The 16,841-nt window shown below is 66.1% G+C and carries 19 protein-coding genes; 9 read left to right on the top strand and 10 right to left on the bottom strand.

Features of this window, described 5'->3' with window-relative positions; translation table 11 throughout:
* Positions 1-3: 3 nt before the first annotated feature.
* Positions 4-486 (bottom strand): hypothetical protein, encoded by a 483-nt coding sequence (locus ACU0BR_RS03620; RefSeq protein ID WP_446155481.1) that lies wholly within the window; start codon positions 484-486, stop codon positions 4-6.
* Between the two features lie 156 nt (positions 487-642).
* On the opposite strand from ACU0BR_RS03620, the gene ACU0BR_RS03615 reads away from it, so the two are divergent.
* Positions 643-1,071 carry a SufE family protein gene (locus ACU0BR_RS03615; protein WP_446155480.1) on the top strand — a complete coding sequence of 143 codons (429 nt, stop codon included), beginning with the start codon at positions 643-645 and terminating at the stop codon, positions 1,069-1,071.
* Here ACU0BR_RS03615 and ACU0BR_RS03610 read toward each other — a convergent pair.
* From ACU0BR_RS03610 to ACU0BR_RS03590, 5 genes are all read right to left on the bottom strand, one after another.
* On the bottom strand, positions 1,056-1,658 hold the full coding sequence (locus tag ACU0BR_RS03610) for a DUF1638 domain-containing protein (protein WP_446155516.1): 603 nt from the start codon (positions 1,656-1,658) through the stop codon (positions 1,056-1,058). The two genes, ACU0BR_RS03615 and ACU0BR_RS03610, sit on opposite strands and share 16 nt — an antisense overlap.
* A 171-nt stretch (positions 1,659-1,829) precedes the next feature.
* Positions 1,830-2,534 carry a corrinoid protein gene (locus tag ACU0BR_RS03605; protein WP_446155479.1) on the bottom strand — a complete coding sequence of 235 codons (705 nt, stop codon included), beginning with the start codon at positions 2,532-2,534 and terminating at the stop codon, positions 1,830-1,832.
* Between the two features lie 157 nt (positions 2,535-2,691).
* Positions 2,692-3,702, bottom strand: coding sequence for a betaine--homocysteine S-methyltransferase (gene bmt / locus ACU0BR_RS03600; RefSeq protein ID WP_446155478.1), 1,011 nt, complete (start codon positions 3,700-3,702; stop codon positions 2,692-2,694).
* Positions 3,703-3,878: 176 nt separating this feature from the next.
* Positions 3,879-4,421 (bottom strand): Hint domain-containing protein, encoded by a 543-nt coding sequence (locus ACU0BR_RS03595; protein WP_446155477.1) that lies wholly within the window; start codon positions 4,419-4,421, stop codon positions 3,879-3,881.
* A 197-nt stretch (positions 4,422-4,618) separates the two neighbouring features.
* Positions 4,619-4,933, bottom strand: coding sequence for a DUF1476 domain-containing protein (locus tag ACU0BR_RS03590; RefSeq protein ID WP_446155476.1), 315 nt, complete (start codon positions 4,931-4,933; stop codon positions 4,619-4,621).
* 178 nt (positions 4,934-5,111) lie between these two features.
* Here ACU0BR_RS03590 and purC point away from each other — a divergent pair, with 178 nt between their 5' ends.
* Genes purC through ACU0BR_RS03560 form a run of 6 tightly spaced genes read left to right on the top strand, consistent with a single transcriptional unit; the run spans position 5,112 to position 10,864 of the window.
* Positions 5,112-5,873: a phosphoribosylaminoimidazolesuccinocarboxamide synthase gene (gene purC, locus ACU0BR_RS03585; protein WP_446155475.1), complete on the top strand. Its 762-nt coding sequence runs from the start codon at positions 5,112-5,114 to the stop codon at positions 5,871-5,873.
* Positions 5,874-5,897: 24 nt separating this feature from the next.
* Entirely contained in the window at positions 5,898-6,143 is a 246-nt protein-coding gene (gene purS / locus ACU0BR_RS03580; RefSeq protein WP_446155474.1) for a phosphoribosylformylglycinamidine synthase subunit PurS, read from the top strand.
* A gap of 48 nt (positions 6,144-6,191) precedes the next feature.
* Positions 6,192-6,860 carry a phosphoribosylformylglycinamidine synthase subunit PurQ gene (gene purQ, locus ACU0BR_RS03575; protein WP_446155473.1) on the top strand — a complete coding sequence of 223 codons (669 nt, stop codon included), beginning with the start codon at positions 6,192-6,194 and terminating at the stop codon, positions 6,858-6,860.
* A gap of 32 nt (positions 6,861-6,892) precedes the next feature.
* Complete coding sequence (locus ACU0BR_RS03570; protein ID WP_446155472.1) at positions 6,893-8,650, top strand: sensor histidine kinase; 1,758 nt, start codon at positions 6,893-6,895, stop codon at positions 8,648-8,650.
* A gap of 7 nt (positions 8,651-8,657) precedes the next feature.
* On the top strand, positions 8,658-9,986 hold the full coding sequence (locus tag ACU0BR_RS03565; protein WP_446155471.1) for a sigma-54-dependent transcriptional regulator: 1,329 nt from the start codon (positions 8,658-8,660) through the stop codon (positions 9,984-9,986).
* Positions 9,983-10,864, top strand: coding sequence for an alpha/beta hydrolase fold domain-containing protein (locus ACU0BR_RS03560; RefSeq protein WP_446155470.1), 882 nt, complete (start codon positions 9,983-9,985; stop codon positions 10,862-10,864). The genes ACU0BR_RS03565 and ACU0BR_RS03560 overlap by 4 nt, the downstream gene beginning before the upstream one ends.
* 115 nt (positions 10,865-10,979) lie before the next feature.
* On the opposite strand, the gene ACU0BR_RS03555 is transcribed toward ACU0BR_RS03560, so the two are convergent.
* From ACU0BR_RS03555 to ACU0BR_RS03545, 3 genes are all read right to left on the bottom strand, one after another.
* Positions 10,980-11,816: an arginyltransferase gene (locus ACU0BR_RS03555; protein ID WP_446155469.1), complete on the bottom strand. Its 837-nt coding sequence runs from the start codon at positions 11,814-11,816 to the stop codon at positions 10,980-10,982.
* Between the two features lie 79 nt (positions 11,817-11,895).
* Entirely contained in the window at positions 11,896-12,357 is a 462-nt protein-coding gene (locus ACU0BR_RS03550; RefSeq protein WP_446155468.1) for an RDD family protein, read from the bottom strand.
* 101 nt (positions 12,358-12,458) lie between these two features.
* Positions 12,459-12,863: a DUF2852 domain-containing protein gene (locus ACU0BR_RS03545; protein ID WP_446155467.1), complete on the bottom strand. Its 405-nt coding sequence runs from the start codon at positions 12,861-12,863 to the stop codon at positions 12,459-12,461.
* A gap of 145 nt (positions 12,864-13,008) precedes the next feature.
* On the opposite strand from ACU0BR_RS03545, the gene ACU0BR_RS03540 reads away from it, so the two are divergent.
* Both ACU0BR_RS03540 and ACU0BR_RS03535 read left to right on the top strand, forming a co-directional pair.
* Positions 13,009-15,837, top strand: coding sequence for a [protein-PII] uridylyltransferase family protein (locus ACU0BR_RS03540; protein ID WP_446155466.1), 2,829 nt, complete (start codon positions 13,009-13,011; stop codon positions 15,835-15,837).
* Positions 15,834-16,130 (top strand): hypothetical protein, encoded by a 297-nt coding sequence (locus ACU0BR_RS03535; protein ID WP_446155465.1) that lies wholly within the window; start codon positions 15,834-15,836, stop codon positions 16,128-16,130. Before ACU0BR_RS03540 ends, ACU0BR_RS03535 begins: the two co-directional genes overlap by 4 nt.
* Before the next feature lie 64 nt (positions 16,131-16,194).
* On the opposite strand, the gene ACU0BR_RS03530 is transcribed toward ACU0BR_RS03535, so the two are convergent.
* On the bottom strand, positions 16,195-16,836 hold the full coding sequence (locus ACU0BR_RS03530) for a bifunctional 4-hydroxy-2-oxoglutarate aldolase/2-dehydro-3-deoxy-phosphogluconate aldolase (RefSeq protein WP_446155464.1): 642 nt from the start codon (positions 16,834-16,836) through the stop codon (positions 16,195-16,197).
* Between the last annotated feature and the right edge of the window lie 5 nt (positions 16,837-16,841).

The raw sequence follows: 16,841 nt of genomic DNA, 5'->3' as shown, positions 1-16,841 counted from the left end.
CGCTCAGCGGCGGCGGATCGACTGGCGGATTGACTGGCGGTTCGCCGCCGCGATCACCTCGATGCTGGTGGTCGCGTTCAGCACGGCGCGCGGAATGTCCGCGCCCGCGACGATTTCGCGTGACCGGATGGGGCCGACCGGCGCGTCCGCAGGCGGCGGCGAGGCGCGGAATTCGTAGCGCAGCACGCCGTCCACCGGGCGGCCGCGGTTCAGCGGCACCAGCGCAGCGTCGTAATAGCCCTGCGTCGGGGGCAGGCCGCGGGCGTAGACGATCCCGCCCGCCGGGGCGCGGTCCAGTCGCAAGGCGGTTATCTGGGCGATCAGGGGGCGCGGGTCGGGCGTCGCCGCCGGTACCGCGCCTGACGCCGTCTGGGCGGGGGGCTTGCTGCCGAACCAGTTGAACGGATTGGCGCTGCTGTCGCGCAGGGTGGTGCAGGATGCCGTCAGGCCCGAGATCGCCACGACAAGAAGGATCTGCTTTTTCATCTGGTTCACTGTCCCCTACGGCTGTTGCTTCGGCTTTTGCGCCTTTTATGCTGGGGTAGCCGAAACCGGTGCAGTTGAAAAGATCGCAGTTGCGCGGGGCTGGACCTCGGGGCCGCGAAGATCTACCTCGGGGGCAGCGGAAAGGGAGCTGCGCGCATGGCCACCGAAGCCTTTGAAGACATCGTCGACACCTTTGAATTCCTGGACGACTGGGAGGACCGCTATCGCCATGTGATCGAGCTGGGCAAGGCGATGGACCCGCTGAAGGACGCCTTTCGCGTGCCCGCCACCAAGGTCGAGGGCTGCGCCAGCCAGGTCTGGATCGTCCCCAAGGTCGAGGGCGAGGGGCCGGAGGCGATCTTCAGCTTTCACGGCGACAGCGACGCGATGATCGTGCGCGGGCTGATAGCGATCCTGCACGCGCTTTATTCCGGGCTGACGATGCGGCAGGTGTTGGACGTCGATGCGCCCGCCGAACTGGCGCGGCTGGGTCTCAACGATCACCTGTCGGCGCAACGCTCGAACGGGCTGCGCGCGATGGTCGAGCGCATCCGTCTGCTGGCGGCGGCTCAGGTGCCCGCCTGATCGGCCAGCGCGCGCGCCAGATCGCCGTAGCCTGTGAACCGCCGCTCGAAGGCGAGGCCAAGCCTGTCGGCGCAGGCGCGCGCCTTTTCGGTCAGCGCCGGATCGTCGGTCTGCGCCTGATAGACCAGCGTTTCGTAGTTCCCGAAATACATGTCGCGCAGCTCGGGGTGCCGGTCCAGGCCCAGCGGACGGGTGACGAAGGCATCGAACTGGCGCACCAGGAAATCCGTCAGGAAAAAGGTGGTGACCTCCTCCTTGAGGGCGAATTCCTCCACCCCTTCAAAAAACGCGTAGCAATGTGGACCTGCGACCATTTCCACCCCCAGATCGGCGCATTTCGCGGCGAGCCGGCCGCCGGTGCCGCAATCGGCATAGACGACGAAGATCCGGTCGTAATCCGCGCGGTGCGCGGCAATGGCCGCTTCGACGGCGGGAGTGATCTTTTCCGGGCGGACGTGCAGGATCGCGGGCAGGCAATGCAGATCCATGTGATCCCAGCCGTTGATCTGTTTCAGGGCCAGAATCTCGCGCGCCAGCGCACCGCACGCCAGCAGCAGGATGCGCCCCTCCCGCCGTGCCTGCGACATCCCCTGACGCGTCAGCGCCTCATCTGAGGGCAGGGCAGGCGTGTGCTCCGGCGGCGCGGGCGTCGGGTCGCGGTCTGCGGGCGCGGTATCGGATCGCTTTTGCATCGAAACCCTCCTTCATCGCGCGGCGGGCATCGCGCGGCAGGCATCGCGCAACAGACGGCGATAGGCTCAGCCCGCGGCGCGCTGGTTGTGCTTGCGCAGCATATAGTCCTTGGCCGTCTCCACCGCCACGGCGGCATCGCGGCAATAGGCGTCGGCCCCGATCGCGCGGCCGAACTCCTCGTTCAGGGGGGCGCCGCCGACCAGCACGACATAATCATCGCGGATGCCTTTTTCGATCAGCGTGTCGATCACGACCTTCATGTAGGGCATGGTCGTCGTCAGCAGCGCGGACATGCCCAGGATATCGGGCTGCTCGCTTTCCAGCGCGTCCATGTATTTCTCGACCGAATTGTTGATGCCGAGGTCGACGATCTCAAATCCCGCGCCTTCCATCATCATCGACACGAGGTTCTTGCCGATATCATGGATGTCGCCCTTGACCGTGCCCACGACCATCTTGCCCATGCGCGGCGCGCCGGTTTCCGCCAGCAGCGGCTTGAGCACGCCCATGCCGCCCTTCATCGCGTTGGCCGCCAGCAGCACCTCGGGCACGAACAGGATCCCGTCGCGGAAATCGTTGCCCACGATCGTCATGCCGCCGACCAGCGCCTCGGTCAGAACCTTGTAGGGCGCCCAGCCACGTTCCAGCAGGATGTTGACGCCCTCGATGATCTCGTCACGCAGGCCATCGTAAAGGTCGTCGAACATCTGCTGGACAAGCTCGTCGTCATCCAGTTCGGACAGGATGATCTCTTCTTCTTCGTCAGCCATATCGCCATTCCGTTTGCTAAAGGAGCGTTTTCAATTCGACAGATGATCTTTCGCCCGCGCCGCCGCTGCGCGAATTGCGACATCAGCGGCACCGGCACCGACCTGGGGCCCGGCGGCGGGTCCCCTGCGCGGGCCGTGGCCCGCGCGGGAGGCCGCGTCAGCCGCCACGGCGCCGGGTGCGCCGCGGGGCGGGCACATCGTCGCCCGTGCCGTCCGAGGCCGAGGAAAACCCGCCGAGCGTCGCGGTTATCTGATCCAGTGTCGGTCGCTCGCCGCGCGGGCGCGTCTCGAGCGCGGCGCGCATCGCCTTGAGGTGTTCGGGCATCGTGCCGCAGCAGCCGCCGATGATGGTGGCGCCGCAGTCGCGCGCCATGACCGCGTATTCGGCCATCAGCTCGGGCGTGCCGTCGTAGTGGATGTGTCCGTCCACATATTTCGGAATGCCCGCGTTGCCCTTGGCGATGATCGGCATCTCGGGGCCCGCCGCGACAAAGCCCAGCACCGTGCGCAGCAGGTCGGAAGAGCCCACGCCGCAGTTCGCGCCGAAGGCCATCGGCGCGTGCGGCAGCCCGGTCGCCAGCGCCACCATGTCGGATGACGTCAGGCCCATCATCGTGCGTCCGGCGGTGTCGAAGCTCATGGTGCCGCACCAGGGCATGTCGGCCAGGCGGCAGGCCTCGGCGGCGGCGCGGTATTCCTCGGCGGCGGAAATGGTCTCGACCCACAGGACATCGGCGCCGCCGGCTTTCAGCCCCTCGGCCTGTTCATGGAACATCTCGACGGCGTTTTCATGCGTCAGGCTGCCCATCGGCTCGAAGATCTCGCCGGTCGGCCCCATCGAGCCCGCGACGACGATCTTGCGTCCCGAGGCGTCGGCCACGTCGCGGCCCAGTTCCGCCGCCATGCGCGACAGCTCATGCGCGCGGTGCGCCGCGTCGTGCAGTTTCAGCCGCGAGGCGTTCGAGCCGAAACTGTTGGTCAGAAAGATATCGCTGCCCGCGTCGGCGGCGCCGCGGTAAAGCTGGCGGATGCGGTCGGGGTGCTGTTCGTTCCACAGCTCGGGCGCATCGCCCGAGGTCAGCCCCATGTTGAAAAGATTCGTTCCCGTCGCGCCATCGGCCAGCAGCCAGTCACGCGTTTCAAGCATCTGCGCGAGCGCATTGGTCATAGATCGGCCTTTCCCTACCGCAATGCGCGGCATGTGCCATCTGCGGGGGCAGGAGGCAAATTCATAATTCTCATGTAGATGATGAATTTTCGGGAGCAAGGGTCGAATGCGACCCCTGGATCACCGAAACGCCCCGCGGGCCGGGCGCGGATGATTCTTTCACGGCGCGCCGGGCATCAGCGACGCGCGGGACAGCTCATCTGAATGTCTTCGATCTGCAAGACGGCATCCTGCGCGAACGTCAGTTGCACCACATCCGACGGGGCCTCGCAGTAATGGGCGGGAACGCCACGGGCCTCGGCCAGGGCGCCCGCGGAGAGGGTGTCGCCGCCCGGTGCAAGGAAAATCCGCTGGCTCGCGGGCACGCGCAGGTCGTCGAGCGGCCGGTTTTCCCCCAGCGCACCGGCCGGGATCAGGACGAAGGGGATCTGCTCGACCTCGGCGCGGGCAGGGCGGATGACGGCCTGCACCTTCTGCACGCCGCGACGGGTGATGACGCGCTCTCCCGCGGCCAGATGGTCTGCCCGGACCAGGCCGCGCAGCGTGGCGACACGCATCGCGGGCGCGATCAGCGTTTCCTCGGTGACGGCGGTGACGGCGGTGACGGCGGTGACGGCGCGCGACAGGGGGAACGGAACGACATTGCCCGCCCGAGCGGTCCGCGATGCGAGGCCGGTGCGTGTGTTGCGTTCCATCGTCTCATCCTTCCGCTGGTTCATCGTCCCTCATTCAGGGTTCCCGCAGCAGGCAGGTGCATTGCGGCGAAAATAGGGCGCTGAGCAGGCAGGTTCCGGGCGCGTCCCCCGCGATCGAGCCCCAACGCCCAGGCCCAATGGCCTCCGGTCGATGGCGGCGGACCGGATGCAGGGCCGGCGGGCCGATCGGGTCGAGTGCAATGCGGCGCAAGGCACCGCGCCTACAGCTCTTCCATCACCTGCGCCTTGGCCTGCGCCATCTTTTCATGCATCTGCGCGCGGATGGTCACCTCGTCGGCCAGCGGACCCAGATCGTCGCGCAGCTTGCGAAACACGTCCTCGTCGCCCGGGTGCTGGAAATCGGCGCGGATCACCTCGGTGACATAGGCGGCGGCCTCGTCGCCGGTGCGTCCCATCAGCTCCGCCGCCCACAGCCCCAGCAGGCGGTTGCGCCGCGCCTCGGCCCGAAAGAGCATATCCGCGTCATGCGCGAACTTGTTCTCGAATGCCTTCTCTCTGTCCTGAAAACCTGTCATTGCGTCCTCCCGCAGGAAAATTTGCATATTATCAATATGGAAACCCGGCTGTCCCATCGCAAGCGGAGCACTGCGCGCATCCAAGGGGTAAGTCGCCTTGCCCCCCTCCTGGGGTTGGCCTATACGGACGCAAATGATCGGGTCCTTCGGGGCCCCTTGACGCATATCGGAGCTCCGAATGGCACGCCGCAAGAAAATCTACGAGGGCAAGGCCAAGATCCTTTACGATGGCCCGGAGCCGGGCACTTTCGTGCAGTATTTCAAGGATGACGCGACCGCGTTCAACGCCGAAAAACGGGAAATCATCGAAGGCAAGGGCGTGTTGAACAATCGCCTGAGCGAGTTTTTCATGACCGGGCTGACGAATATAGGCGTGCCCACCCATTTCATCCGCCGGCTGAACATGCGCGAACAGCTGATCCGCCAGGTCGAGATGATTCCGCTCGAGATCATCGTGCGCAACTTCGCCGCCGGATCGCTTGCCAAGCGGCTGGGGCTGGACGAGGGCGCCGCGCTGCCGCGGCCGATCATCGAATTCTGCTACAAGGACGATGCGCTCGGCGATCCGTTGGTCTCCGAGGAGCATGTGATCGCCTTCGGCTGGGCCAGCCAGCAGGATCTCGACGACATCATCGCGCTGTCGCTGCGGGTCAACGACTTCATGTCGGGCGTCATGTTCGGCGTGAACATCAAGCTGGTCGATTTCAAGATCGAGGTCGGCCGCGTCTGGGATGGCGATTTCCAGCGCCTGATCGTGGCGGATGAGATCAGCCCCGACAGCTGCCGCCTGTGGGACATCGAGACCGGCCAGAAACTCGACAAGGATGTCTTCCGCCGGGATCTGGGCAATCTTGCCGACGCCTATACCGAAGTCGCGCGGCGTCTGGGCGTGCTGCCCACGAACACCACGCACATCATGAAACCGACGCTGATCAACTGACAGCGACAACAGTGGGATCTGCCGATGAAAGCCCGTGTGCATGTCATGTTGAAGGATGGGGTCCTCGACCCGCAGGGCGAGGCCGTGCGCCATGCGCTCGGCGCGCTTGGCTTTGACGGGGTGAACGGCGTGCGCCAGGGCAAGATCATCGAACTTGATCTGGCCGATGCCGACAGCGACCGGGCGGAGCAGGACGTGCGCCGCATGTGCGAACGCCTGCTTGCCAATACCGTCATCGAAAAATTCGACATCGAGATTGTCCAGGGCTAGGCGCGGCGGCCACACGCCGCCGCCGCCCGCGTTGAGAGGAGACCCGAGATGAAGGCTGGTGTCATCGTCTTTCCCGGCTCGAACTGCGATCGTGACATGATCGTCGCGCTGCGCGCCGCCGGGTTCGAGGTCGTGCCGGTCTGGCACAAGGAAACGCGGCTGCCGGACGGGCTCGACATGCTGGGCGTGCCGGGGGGGTTTTCCTTCGGCGATTACCTGCGCTGCGGGGCGATCGCCGCGCAATCACCGGTGTGCCGCGCGCTTGCCGATTTCGCCGATGGCGGCGGCTATGTCCTGGGCGTGTGCAACGGGTTCCAGATCCTGACCGAAACCGGCATCCTGCCCGGGGCGCTGATGCGCAACGCGGGGCTGAAATTCGTCTGCCGCACCGAGGGGCTGGAGGTCGCCACCGCCGACAGCGCCTTTACCGGCGGCTATGAGGCAGGCGCGCGCATCGACATCCCCATCGCGCATCATGACGGCAATTACCTGGCCGACCCGAACCTTCTCCAGCGTCTCGACGCCGAGGATCGCGTGGCCTTCCGCTATCTCGACAATCCCAACGGATCGTCGGGCGATATCGCGGGGGTGCTGTCGGCCAACCGGCGGGTGCTGGGGATGATGCCCCACCCCGAACGCGCCGTCGACCCGGCGCAGGGCGGCACCGACGGCTCAAGGCTGTTCCGCGCCCTGCTGGACAGCGTCGTTCCCGCTTGAGCCCCGCCTGAGCGCGGCCTAGGCTTTTCGCCATGACGCAGCAGACAGACGCCAGCGAACTGGAGATCGCGCGCACCAATTCCTGGGTTCTGCGCGGGATCGTCTTTTTCCTGATGGTGATCGCGGGGATCACCATATGGATGACCAACGCGCTGCTGACCGAGCGTTATTCGATCAACGCGCTCAACCGGGCCGAGCTGCGCCTGGCGCTCTACTCCGGCAATATCGTCAGCGAATTGCAGCGCAATTCCGTGGTGCCTTTGCTGCTGTCGCGCGATCCCGCGCTGATCGGGGCGCTGAACTCGGGCGATTACCTGGCCACCTCGCAGCGGCTGATTTCCTATCAGGGGGAAATCGGCTCGGCCTCGCTGATGCTGCTGGACGAAGGCGGGCGTGTCGTGGCCGCCACCGACCGCAGCCGACTGGGTGCTGCGCATCGCAACGATCCCTATTTCGTCGAGGCGCTGCGCGCCAACGACACGGTGTTCACCTCTCAGCAGCTGGACACGGGGGCCTACAACTTCGCCTATTCGCGCCGGATCGAGTCGGAAAAGCGCGGCATCGGCGTGATCGTGGTCGAGGTCGATCTGAAAAAGCTGGAAAACCGCTGGCGCGGCACGGCCGACGCCGTCCTGGTCGCGAACAGCGAAGGTCGGGTGATCCTGTCCACCGAAAGCCGGTGGCGCGGCCGCACCGTCGAAGAGGCGCTGAAATCGACCAGCCCGCCGTCGGCGGTGGTGCGTGCGATCCAGGCGACCGCGGACTGGAGCAGCCTGCCCGACGAGTCCTATTTCGGCCATCAGACGGTGCTGCGCCGCGACGGGCGGATCCCCTTCCAGGGCTGGAAGCTGTCGCTCTTCAGTTCCTACGCCTCGGTGCGCGAACGGGTGAATGGCGTGCTGGCGCTGGAAATCATGGGGTTCGCGCTGTTGCTGGCGCTGACCTTTTACCTGTTCAGCCGCCGCGCGGTGTCGCGGTCGCTGCTGTTCCAGCGCGAATCCGCCGGTCTGCGCCGCCTGAACGAGCGGCTGGAGCGGGAGATCGCAGAACGCGAGCGCGTGGAAAAGACGCTGGAGGTCGCCGAGCAGACGCTGGCGCAATCGTCGAAACTGGCCGCGATGGGCGAGATGTCGGCCGCCGTCAGCCATGAGCTGAACCAGCCGCTGGCCGCGATGAAGACCTATCTGGCCGGCGCCAAGCTGCTGCTGCAACGCAAGCGCCCCGAGGAGGCGCTGTCGTCGTTCCAGCGGATCGACGATCTGATCGAACGCATGGGCGCGATCACGCGGCAGCTGAAATCCTATGCCCGCAAGGGCGGCGACGCGGTCGAGCCGGTGGACATGCGCGCCTCGGTTTCCGCCGCGCTCGCGATGATGGAGCCGCAGCTCAGGCTGCGCCACGTTGAAATCGTCAGTACCATGCCCCGGCATGAGGTCTATATCATGGCCGACCGCATCCGGCTGGAACAGGTCATCATCAACCTGTTCCGCAATGCGCTGGATGCGATGAACGAGCAGGAGGAGCCGGTGCTCGACATCTTCCTGTCGGCGGGGAAATTCGCGACGCTGACTGTGCGTGACAACGGGACCGGCATCGCCGATCTGGATGCGCTTTTCGACCCGTTCTACACCACGAAAAAGCCGGGCGAGGGCGTGGGACTGGGGCTTGCGATCTCGTCGGGGATCGTGAACGACCTAGGTGGTAGGCTGACGGCGCGAAACGCCGAGGACGGTGGGGCTGTATTCGAGGTGCAGATCCCCATATTGAAGGAAACCGCGGCCGCGGAGTAGGAGAGACATGCCGGACGCCATGAAGATTGCGATCGTCGACGATGAACAGGACATGCGTCAGTCCATCAGCCAGTGGCTGGCGCTGAGCGGCTATGACACCGAGACATTCCCCAGCGCCGAGGAGGCCTTGAAAAAGGTGGGCTCCGACTGGCCCGGCATCGTCGTCAGCGACATCAAGATGCCCGGCATGGACGGGATGGCCTTTCTGAAACGCCTGATGGGGATGGACAGCGCGCTGCCCGTCATCATGATTACCGGCCACGGCGACGTGCCGATGGCGGTCGAGGCAATGCGCGTGGGTGCCTATGATTTCCTGGAAAAGCCCTTCAACCCCGATCGGATGACCGAACTGGCCAAACGCGCCAGCCAGACGCGGCGGCTGACGCTCGACAACCGGGCGTTGCGGCGCGAGCTGTCGGACGGCACCGTGCTGATGCGCAAGCTGATCGGCTCCTCGCCGGTGATGGATCGCCTGAGAGAGGACATCCTGGATCTGGGGCAGGCCGACGGCCACGTGCTGATCGACGGGGAAACCGGCACCGGCAAGACGCTGGTGGCCCATGCGCTGCACGCGGTCGGCCCGCGCGCGGGCAAGAAATTCGTCTTTCTCAGCTGCGCGGCCTATGGCGAGGACGATCTCAACGAAAAGCTGTTCGGTCCCTCGCGCGACGGCTCTATCCCGCTGGTCGAGGAGGCCCGCGGCGGCACCCTGCTGCTGGAGGATATCGACGCGCTGCCGCAGACCCTTCAGGCGCGCCTGTTGACCTTCATCAATGAACAGGGCACCCCGGCGGAAACGCGCATCGTGGCGATCTGCAACCTGCAGGAGCCCGACAAGACCTGCGAGGATGCGATGCGCCCCGATCTTTACTATCGCCTCGCCGCGATGAAGATCACCATGCCGCCGCTGCGCACGCGCGGCGAGGACATCCTGACGCTGTTCAACCGTTTCGGCCAGCAATTCGCCGAGGAATACGGCACCGACGCCCCCGAGGTCGCCGCGCAGGAGGCCGCGCAGCTGTTGCAGGCGCCCTGGCCCGGCAACGTGCGCCAGCTGATCAACGTGGCCGAGCGCGCGATCCTGCAAAACCGGCGCGGCTCGGGTTCGATCGCGTCGCTGCTGATGGCCGACAACGCCGAAATGCAGCCCACGCTGACGACCGAAGGCAAGCCGCTCAAGGAATATGTCGAGGCGTTCGAGCGGATGCTGATCGACAACACGATGCGCCGTCACAAGGGCTCTATTTCCTCGGTGATGGATGAACTTTGCCTGCCGCGCCGGACGCTCAACGAGAAGATGGCGAAATATGGGCTCAGCCGGTCGGATTACCTGTGAACGCCTCGGCCAATCCCAATATCAGCCTCGACTGGCAGGCCGGGGATGTGGACGCCCTGCGCGCGACCTATGCGCGCGAGCGCGAAGCCTTCAACGCCGATCTGCCCGCCGACGTGGGCGTCACCGAACTGGCGGCGCTCGGGGCGGAGGGGCTTTTGTTCACCCCGGCCGATATCCTGCACGCGGTGCCCATCCTCTATTTTCACGGCGGCGGCTGGATGGTCGGGTCGCCCAGCACGCATCGCGCGCTTTGCGCGGTGCTGGCCCGCGAGACCGGGCGTCAGGTTCTGTCGGTGAAATACAGATTGGCGCCCGAGCATCCGTTCCCCGCGCAAAAGGTCGATGCCGTGACGGCGGTGAACGCCGCGCTTTCGGGGCGGATCAACGCGCTGCGCCGTCCGCAATCGCTCATGCTGGCGGGCGACAGCGCCGGGGCGGCGGTCGCGCTCTGGGCGGAGGCGGGGCTGTTGCCCTCGACCGCGGCGCGGATAGAACGGATCATCAGCTTTTACGGCGCTTTCGGCCTGCGCGAGAGCGACAGCATGCGCCGGTTGGGCGACAGCGCCGACACGCTGTCCGCCGCAGATGTGGCCGCGATGTACGCCCGCTTGGGCCCCGCGCTGCCCGAGCGGATGTTCGACAGCTTTCGCGGGACGGGGGCGCCGCTGACGCTGCTGGTCTCGGGGCGCGACTCACTTGCCGATGACAGTCGCAGGCTGGCGCAATGGGCCACGGCGCAGGGGCGCGACGTCACATTGGTCGAGGCCGAGGGCATGCCCCACGGCTTCATGCACGGCGCCGTGCGGTCCGACGAGGCCCTGTCATGGATGCGCCGCACCGTGCGCCCCGGGCCGCTGAGCGCGGGCAACGGACCCTGACGCGACGCGTGAAGGCGACGCGGATTTTCATGCAAAGCCTTGCTCCCGCGGGCCTTGAAGCGCGCCTTGGCCGCTGTGCCGGGCGTGGGGAGGGGACCGGCGGCGCCGTGCCTGCTCAGGCCTTGGTCGGCCGTGTGTCGGGCAGGTCGATCCGCGCCACCTGTTCGGCGATCGGATCGGTCGACAGCGGGTGCAGATCGGCGCGATAATCCGCCGGATCGCCCAGCGGTTGCCATTCGCTCTGTTTGTAGACCTCGACCGCGGTGAAATTTGCCTTGTAGTCCATCTTGGGGCTGCCGGGCACCCAATAGCCCAGATAGACATAAGGCAGGCCTGCCTCTTCGGCGATGCGGATGTGATCCAGGATGATGTAGGTGCCCATCGACAGCCTGCTGCGGGCGGGCTCGAAAAACGAATAGACCATCGAAAGCCCGTCATCCAGCACGTCGGTCAGGCAGACGGCGGACAGGATGCGTTCCGTGGGGTTTTCGGGATCGGTGCGGCTGTATTCGATCACACGCGATCTGACCGGGGTTTCCTCGATCATGGCGGCGAATTCGAAGATGTCCATGTCGGCCATCCCGCCCGCCGCATGGCGCGCATCGAGGTATGCGCGGAACAGCGCATATTGTTCCTCTGTCGCCCAGGGTGAGGTCGCATCGCGGCGCAGGTCGGCATTGCGCTTGAGCGCGCGACGCTGGCTTTTGCTGGGCCGGAAATCCGCCACCTTGATCCGCGCGGACAGACAGGCCGAGCATTCCGAGCAGGAAGGGCGGTAAAGCACGTTTTGCGACCGGCGAAACCCCTGCTTGGAAAGCGAGTCGTTGAGCTTTCCCGAATGCTCGCCCTGCAAGGCAGTGAACAGCTTCCTTTCCATCCGGCCCTCGAGATAGGGGCAGGGCTGGGGAGCGGTTACATAGAACTGCGGCGCAATCGGCAGAGTGTGTCGCATGGGTTATCGTCTGTCCTGGGTCGCCATAAGGGTAGCAAGACCGCGATTGATGTCCAGTGGCGATTTGAGCGGATGTGATTCAAACAAGGTCGCTCGCCTGTGCCTTGTTGATGGCGGCGCTGCCCAGGATCAGATCGCTCAGGCCCTGGCGGCGCGGCCCGGTCATCATCAGGCCCACCGAAAGGACCTGCGGGATCACCATCGCCATCGAGACGCTGTAGCCGATCGTGTGCAGCAACGCGGTGCCCGCGTCGAAACGCTCGGCCATGCGGGTGCGGAACTCGATCCCGGCCAGGCGCATGCCCCAGGTGGCCGACCTGCCCGACAGCGTCGCCCAGCGGTAGAGAAACCCGACCGTCAGATAGAGAAGCGGCAGGTAGAACAGCGCCGTGAACAGCGTGAAGGGCACCAGCAGCGCGGTGATCGTGCCGGTGATGATCACATCGACGATCCAGACGAACAGGCGCTTGGAGGGCACATCGCGGTAGAATTCCGCATGGCGCTCGGGATCGGGCAGGGCTGCGTAATATGTATCGTTCATGGTCATGCTCATGGCTTTCAGATGTGGCCTGCGTGCCGTTTTGAAAAGGGCGGGCCGGGAAATTCGATCCCGGCCCGCGCCCCGCATCCGCTGAAAGGATGTTACTGGGCCTCGGCGTCCACGGTCACGCGCTCCTTGCCATCCTTGGCCCGGTCTTGCATGAATTCGTCGAACTCGGCCTTGTCCTTGGCTTCGCGCAGGCGCTTGAGGAAGCTTTCGAACGCTTGCTGCTCGTCTTCCAGGCGGCGCAGGGTTTCGGCCTTGTAGGCGTCGAATGCCTGATTGCCGGTGCTGGCAAAGCCGTAACCCTTCGAGACGCTGCGCATCTTGCGCCAGTTGCGGCTGCGCGAAAACAGTCGGCCGCTCCAGATGCTGTAGGCCAGCAGCGCCAGACCCAGCGGCCAGGCGAAGATCAGGCCCAGAACGGTGGCGGCGATCCAGGCCGCGCGGCCCCGGTCATCAAGCCAGGTTTCCGCGATGCCGGGCCATGTGGTGATTGCAGACATTGAGGGATACTCCGTTTTGCATGTGAATGTTGTTTACATTTACATAGGTGGGAGGGCGTCCGGCCTCGTTCAAGGCCGTTCATGTCGAATTTTGAGCGCCGCCGCCGATATTGACCCCGTCGGCAAAGCCTGACCAGTTTACGCCATGAAGTTGCTTCGTGACATCTGCCGCACACCGATTCCGTACGACGCCGAAATCGGCGCCGAAGTGGCCGCCGGTTTTGCAGCCTTCCCCGCGCCCGCGCGCGAATTGATCGCGGGCGCGGCCGGGTGCAGCCCCTATCTGCAAGGGCTGCTGCTGCGCGAGGCGGATTGGCTGCACAGCGCAGCCGACAGCAGCGCGGATGAGGCGATGGCGTCCATGCTGCGCGCCACCGCCGCGCTGCGCGGTGCGGATCTGAAGGGCGCGCTGCGCCGCCAGAAGCGGCGCGTCGCGCTGCTGACCGCGCTGGCCGATCTGGGCGGCATCTGGAAGCTGGAACAGGTGACGGGCGCGCTCGGCGATTTTGCGGATGCGGCCGTCGATGTCGCCTTGCGCGATCTGGTCGCCGCCGAGGTGCGCCGCGACAAGCTGCCGGGCGTCACCCCCGCCATGCTGGAGGACGATCCCGCCGGGGTGGCGGGGATGAGCGTTCTGGGGATGGGCAAGCTGGGCGCGGGAGAATTGAATTATTCCTCCGACATCGACCTGATCTGTCTGTTTGACGATACCCGCTTCGACGGCCCCGACGTGGCCGAGGCGCGCGCCGTCTTCGTGCGCGTGACCCGGCGCATGGCGGCGATGCTGTCGGACATCACCAACGACGGCTACGTGTTCCGCACCGATCTGCGGCTGCGCCCCGATCCTTCGGTCACGCCGGTGTGTCTGTCGACCACGGCGGCCGAGCGCTATTATGAAAGCGTCGGGCGCAATTGGGAGCGTGCCGCCTACATCAAGGCGCGCGCCTGCGCGGGCGATCTGGATGTGGGCCGTGCCTTCCTGCGCGCGCTGACGCCTTTCGTCTGGCGCAAGCATCTGGATTTCGCCGCGATCCAGGACGCGCACGACATGCGGCTGCGCATTCGCGAACACAAGGGACTGCGCCGCGACATCGTGCTGGCCGACCACGACATGAAACTGGGCCCCGGCGGCATCAGGGAGATCGAATTCTTCGTGCAGACGCATCAACTCGTATCGGGCGGGCGCGATCCGGGACTGCGCGCGCGCGGCACGCTTGCGGGGCTGCATGCGCTCAGCGCGGCGGGATGGATCGCGCCCGATTGCGCCGACGCGCTGCACGGTCACTACCTCGAACACCGCGAGGTCGAGCACCGCCTGCAGATGATCAACGACGCGCAGACGCACCGTCTGCCCTCGGGGCCGGAAGGGTTCGATCGGCTCGCGCGCTTCATGGGCGAAGCCGACACGCAGAGGTTTCAGCACAGGCTGAAGGATCGGCTTTTGTCGGTGGCCGCCTGGATGGACCCCTTCTTTGCGCCGGACTCCAAGAACGTTCCACAAGAAGTTGAAATAACGCCGGAAATGAAAGCAATCGTCGAGCGGTGGCCAACCTATCCGGCGCTGCGATCCGAACGCGCGGCCGAGATTTTCGAATGGCTGCGCCCCGAAATCCTGGACCGGTTGGGCAAGGCTGCCCGCCCGCAAGAAGCGCTGATCCAGTTCGACCTGTTCCTTCAGGGCCTGCCCGCCGGCGTTCAGCTTTTCGCGCTGTTCAAATCGAACAGCCAGCTCGTCGACCTGCTGGTCGACATCTGCGCGACGGCGCCGGGGCTTGCGCAATATCTGTCGCGCAACGCGGCGGTGCTCGATGCCGTGCTGGGCGGCAGCTTTTTCGAGGATTGGCCCGGCGTGGGAGAGCTGAGCGCGATGCTGACCCGGCAGCTGGACGCGATCGAGGATTATGAAAAACAGCTCGATGAGGCGCGACGCTGGTGCAAGGAATGGAATTTCCGCATCGGGGTGCACCATCTGCGCGGGCTGATCGACGCGGGCCAGGCCGGGCGCCAATACGGCGATCTGGCCGAGGCGGTCGTTGCCGCGCTCTGGCAGCCGGTGCAATCCATGTTCGCCGCCCGCCACGGCGCTCCCCCCGGCAAGGGGGCCAGCGTCATCGCGATGGGGTCGCTCGGGGCGAGCCGGTTGAACGCCGCGTCCGATCTGGACCTTATCGTCATATATGATGCGGACGGAGTTGAAAATTCCGATGGAAAACGGTCCCTTGCGTCGCGCAGCTACTATGCCAGGTTAACCCAGGCCCTGGTGACGGCGCTGTCCGCGCCAATGGCGCAGGGGCGGCTTTACGAGGTCGACATGCGGCTGCGGCCGTCGGGGCGGCAGGGTCCTGTCGCGACCTCTCTGGCGTCGTTCGAGGCCTATCAGAGGGACGAAGCCTGGACGTGGGAGCATCTGGCCCTGACGCGGGCGCGCCCGGTGGCCGGATCGGCCGAGCTTGGCGCGCGGATCGACGCGTTCCGGCGCGACCTGTTGTCGGACCCCCACGACCCCGGTAAGATCCTGCGCGATCTGGCCGATATGCGCCGCAGACTGGCAGAGGCCAAACCCGGCGGGGGTGTCTGGGATCCAAAGGCGGGGTCGGGCCGGATGCAGGACATCGAGCTTTTCGGCCAGGGGATCGCCCTGCTGGCGGGATCGCCCGATCGCACCGTCCACGGCCAGGTCATGGCAGGCGTCGCGGCCGGGCTGATCGCGCAGACGGATGCGCAAGCGGTGCTGAGCGCCTATGACGTTTTCGTCAAGGTGCAGCAGGTCGTCCGGCTGGTGACCCATGCGATCGTGCCGGTCGCCGATCTGGGTCGGGGCGCGGTGGAATTTCTGCTGCGCGAGACGGGCAGGGACGGAATTGAGGATCTGGCGTCGCATCTGAGCCAGCAACAACATATCGCCACGCAGATCATAGAAGGGTTTCTGACGTCCGTTCAGGAACAGACCGCCGCGAAAGGATCGCTCCCATGACCACGCAGACCGCAGACATAGACAAGAAGGGCCTCATCGCCGAATCCTACCGGATCGAAGGGATCGGCGCGCCGGAATGCCGGTCGATCTTTCTGGATTGGGCGATGAGCCTGCCCGAGGGTGTCACCCCGGAACGGGCCGCGGCCGAATTGCTGGCGAAATACGGCGCCGGGCATCCCGATCACCCGATGACCGCGGTGCTGCGATCGACGCAGGGCGAGGGCGCGGCCAAAGGGCAGGGCGCAGGGCGCAGGGGCGGGCGCGCCGCGCGCATGGGGCAGCACGGCTCCTGAGCCGCCGCCATCCGCGCGGCGACGGACCCGCGCCCTGCGGCCTTGCGCCGACCTGTTGCGGCGATCACCGCGGCAGTGTGGCGGCCTCTCGGGCAAGGGTCTCGATCCCCGCCCAGTCCTTTCCGGCGATCAGATTTTGCGGGGCCACCCATGATCCGCCCGCGCAAAGCACGTTGGGCAGGCTCAGGTAATCGGGGGCGTTGCGCATCGTGATGCCGCCCGTCGGACAGAAGCACACGGCCGGGATCGGCCCGCCGATGGATTTCAGCGCGGGCGCGCCGCCCGAGGCTTCGGCGGGAAAGAATTTCTGCACGGTATAGCCGCGCTCCAGCAGGTGCATCACCTCGCTCGCGGTCGCGGCGCCGGGCAGCAGCGGCAGGCCGGCCTCCTCGCAGGCGTCGAGCAGCCTGTCGGTCGCCCCGGGCGACACGCCGAAGGTCGCGCCTGCATCGACGGCGTCGGCGACGTCCTGCGGGCTCAGCAGCGTGCCTGCCCCGACGATGCCGCCCCGCGCGCGGCTCATTTCCCGGATGGCGTCCAGCGCCTGCGGCGTGCGCAGCGTCACCTCCAGCACCGGCAGCCCGCCCGCAACCAGCGCCTCGGCCAGCGGCAGCGCGGATGCGGCGTCATCTACAACAAGAACGGGAATGATCGGGGCCTTGGCGCAGATTTCCTCGGCGCGTGCGCTTGCCTGATTTGGGGTCATGGGAT

Source organism: Brevirhabdus sp., from assembly GCF_052826345.1.
The sequence above is the reverse complement of the archived record's forward strand: the minus strand, read 5'-3'. Positions and strand labels throughout refer to the sequence as shown.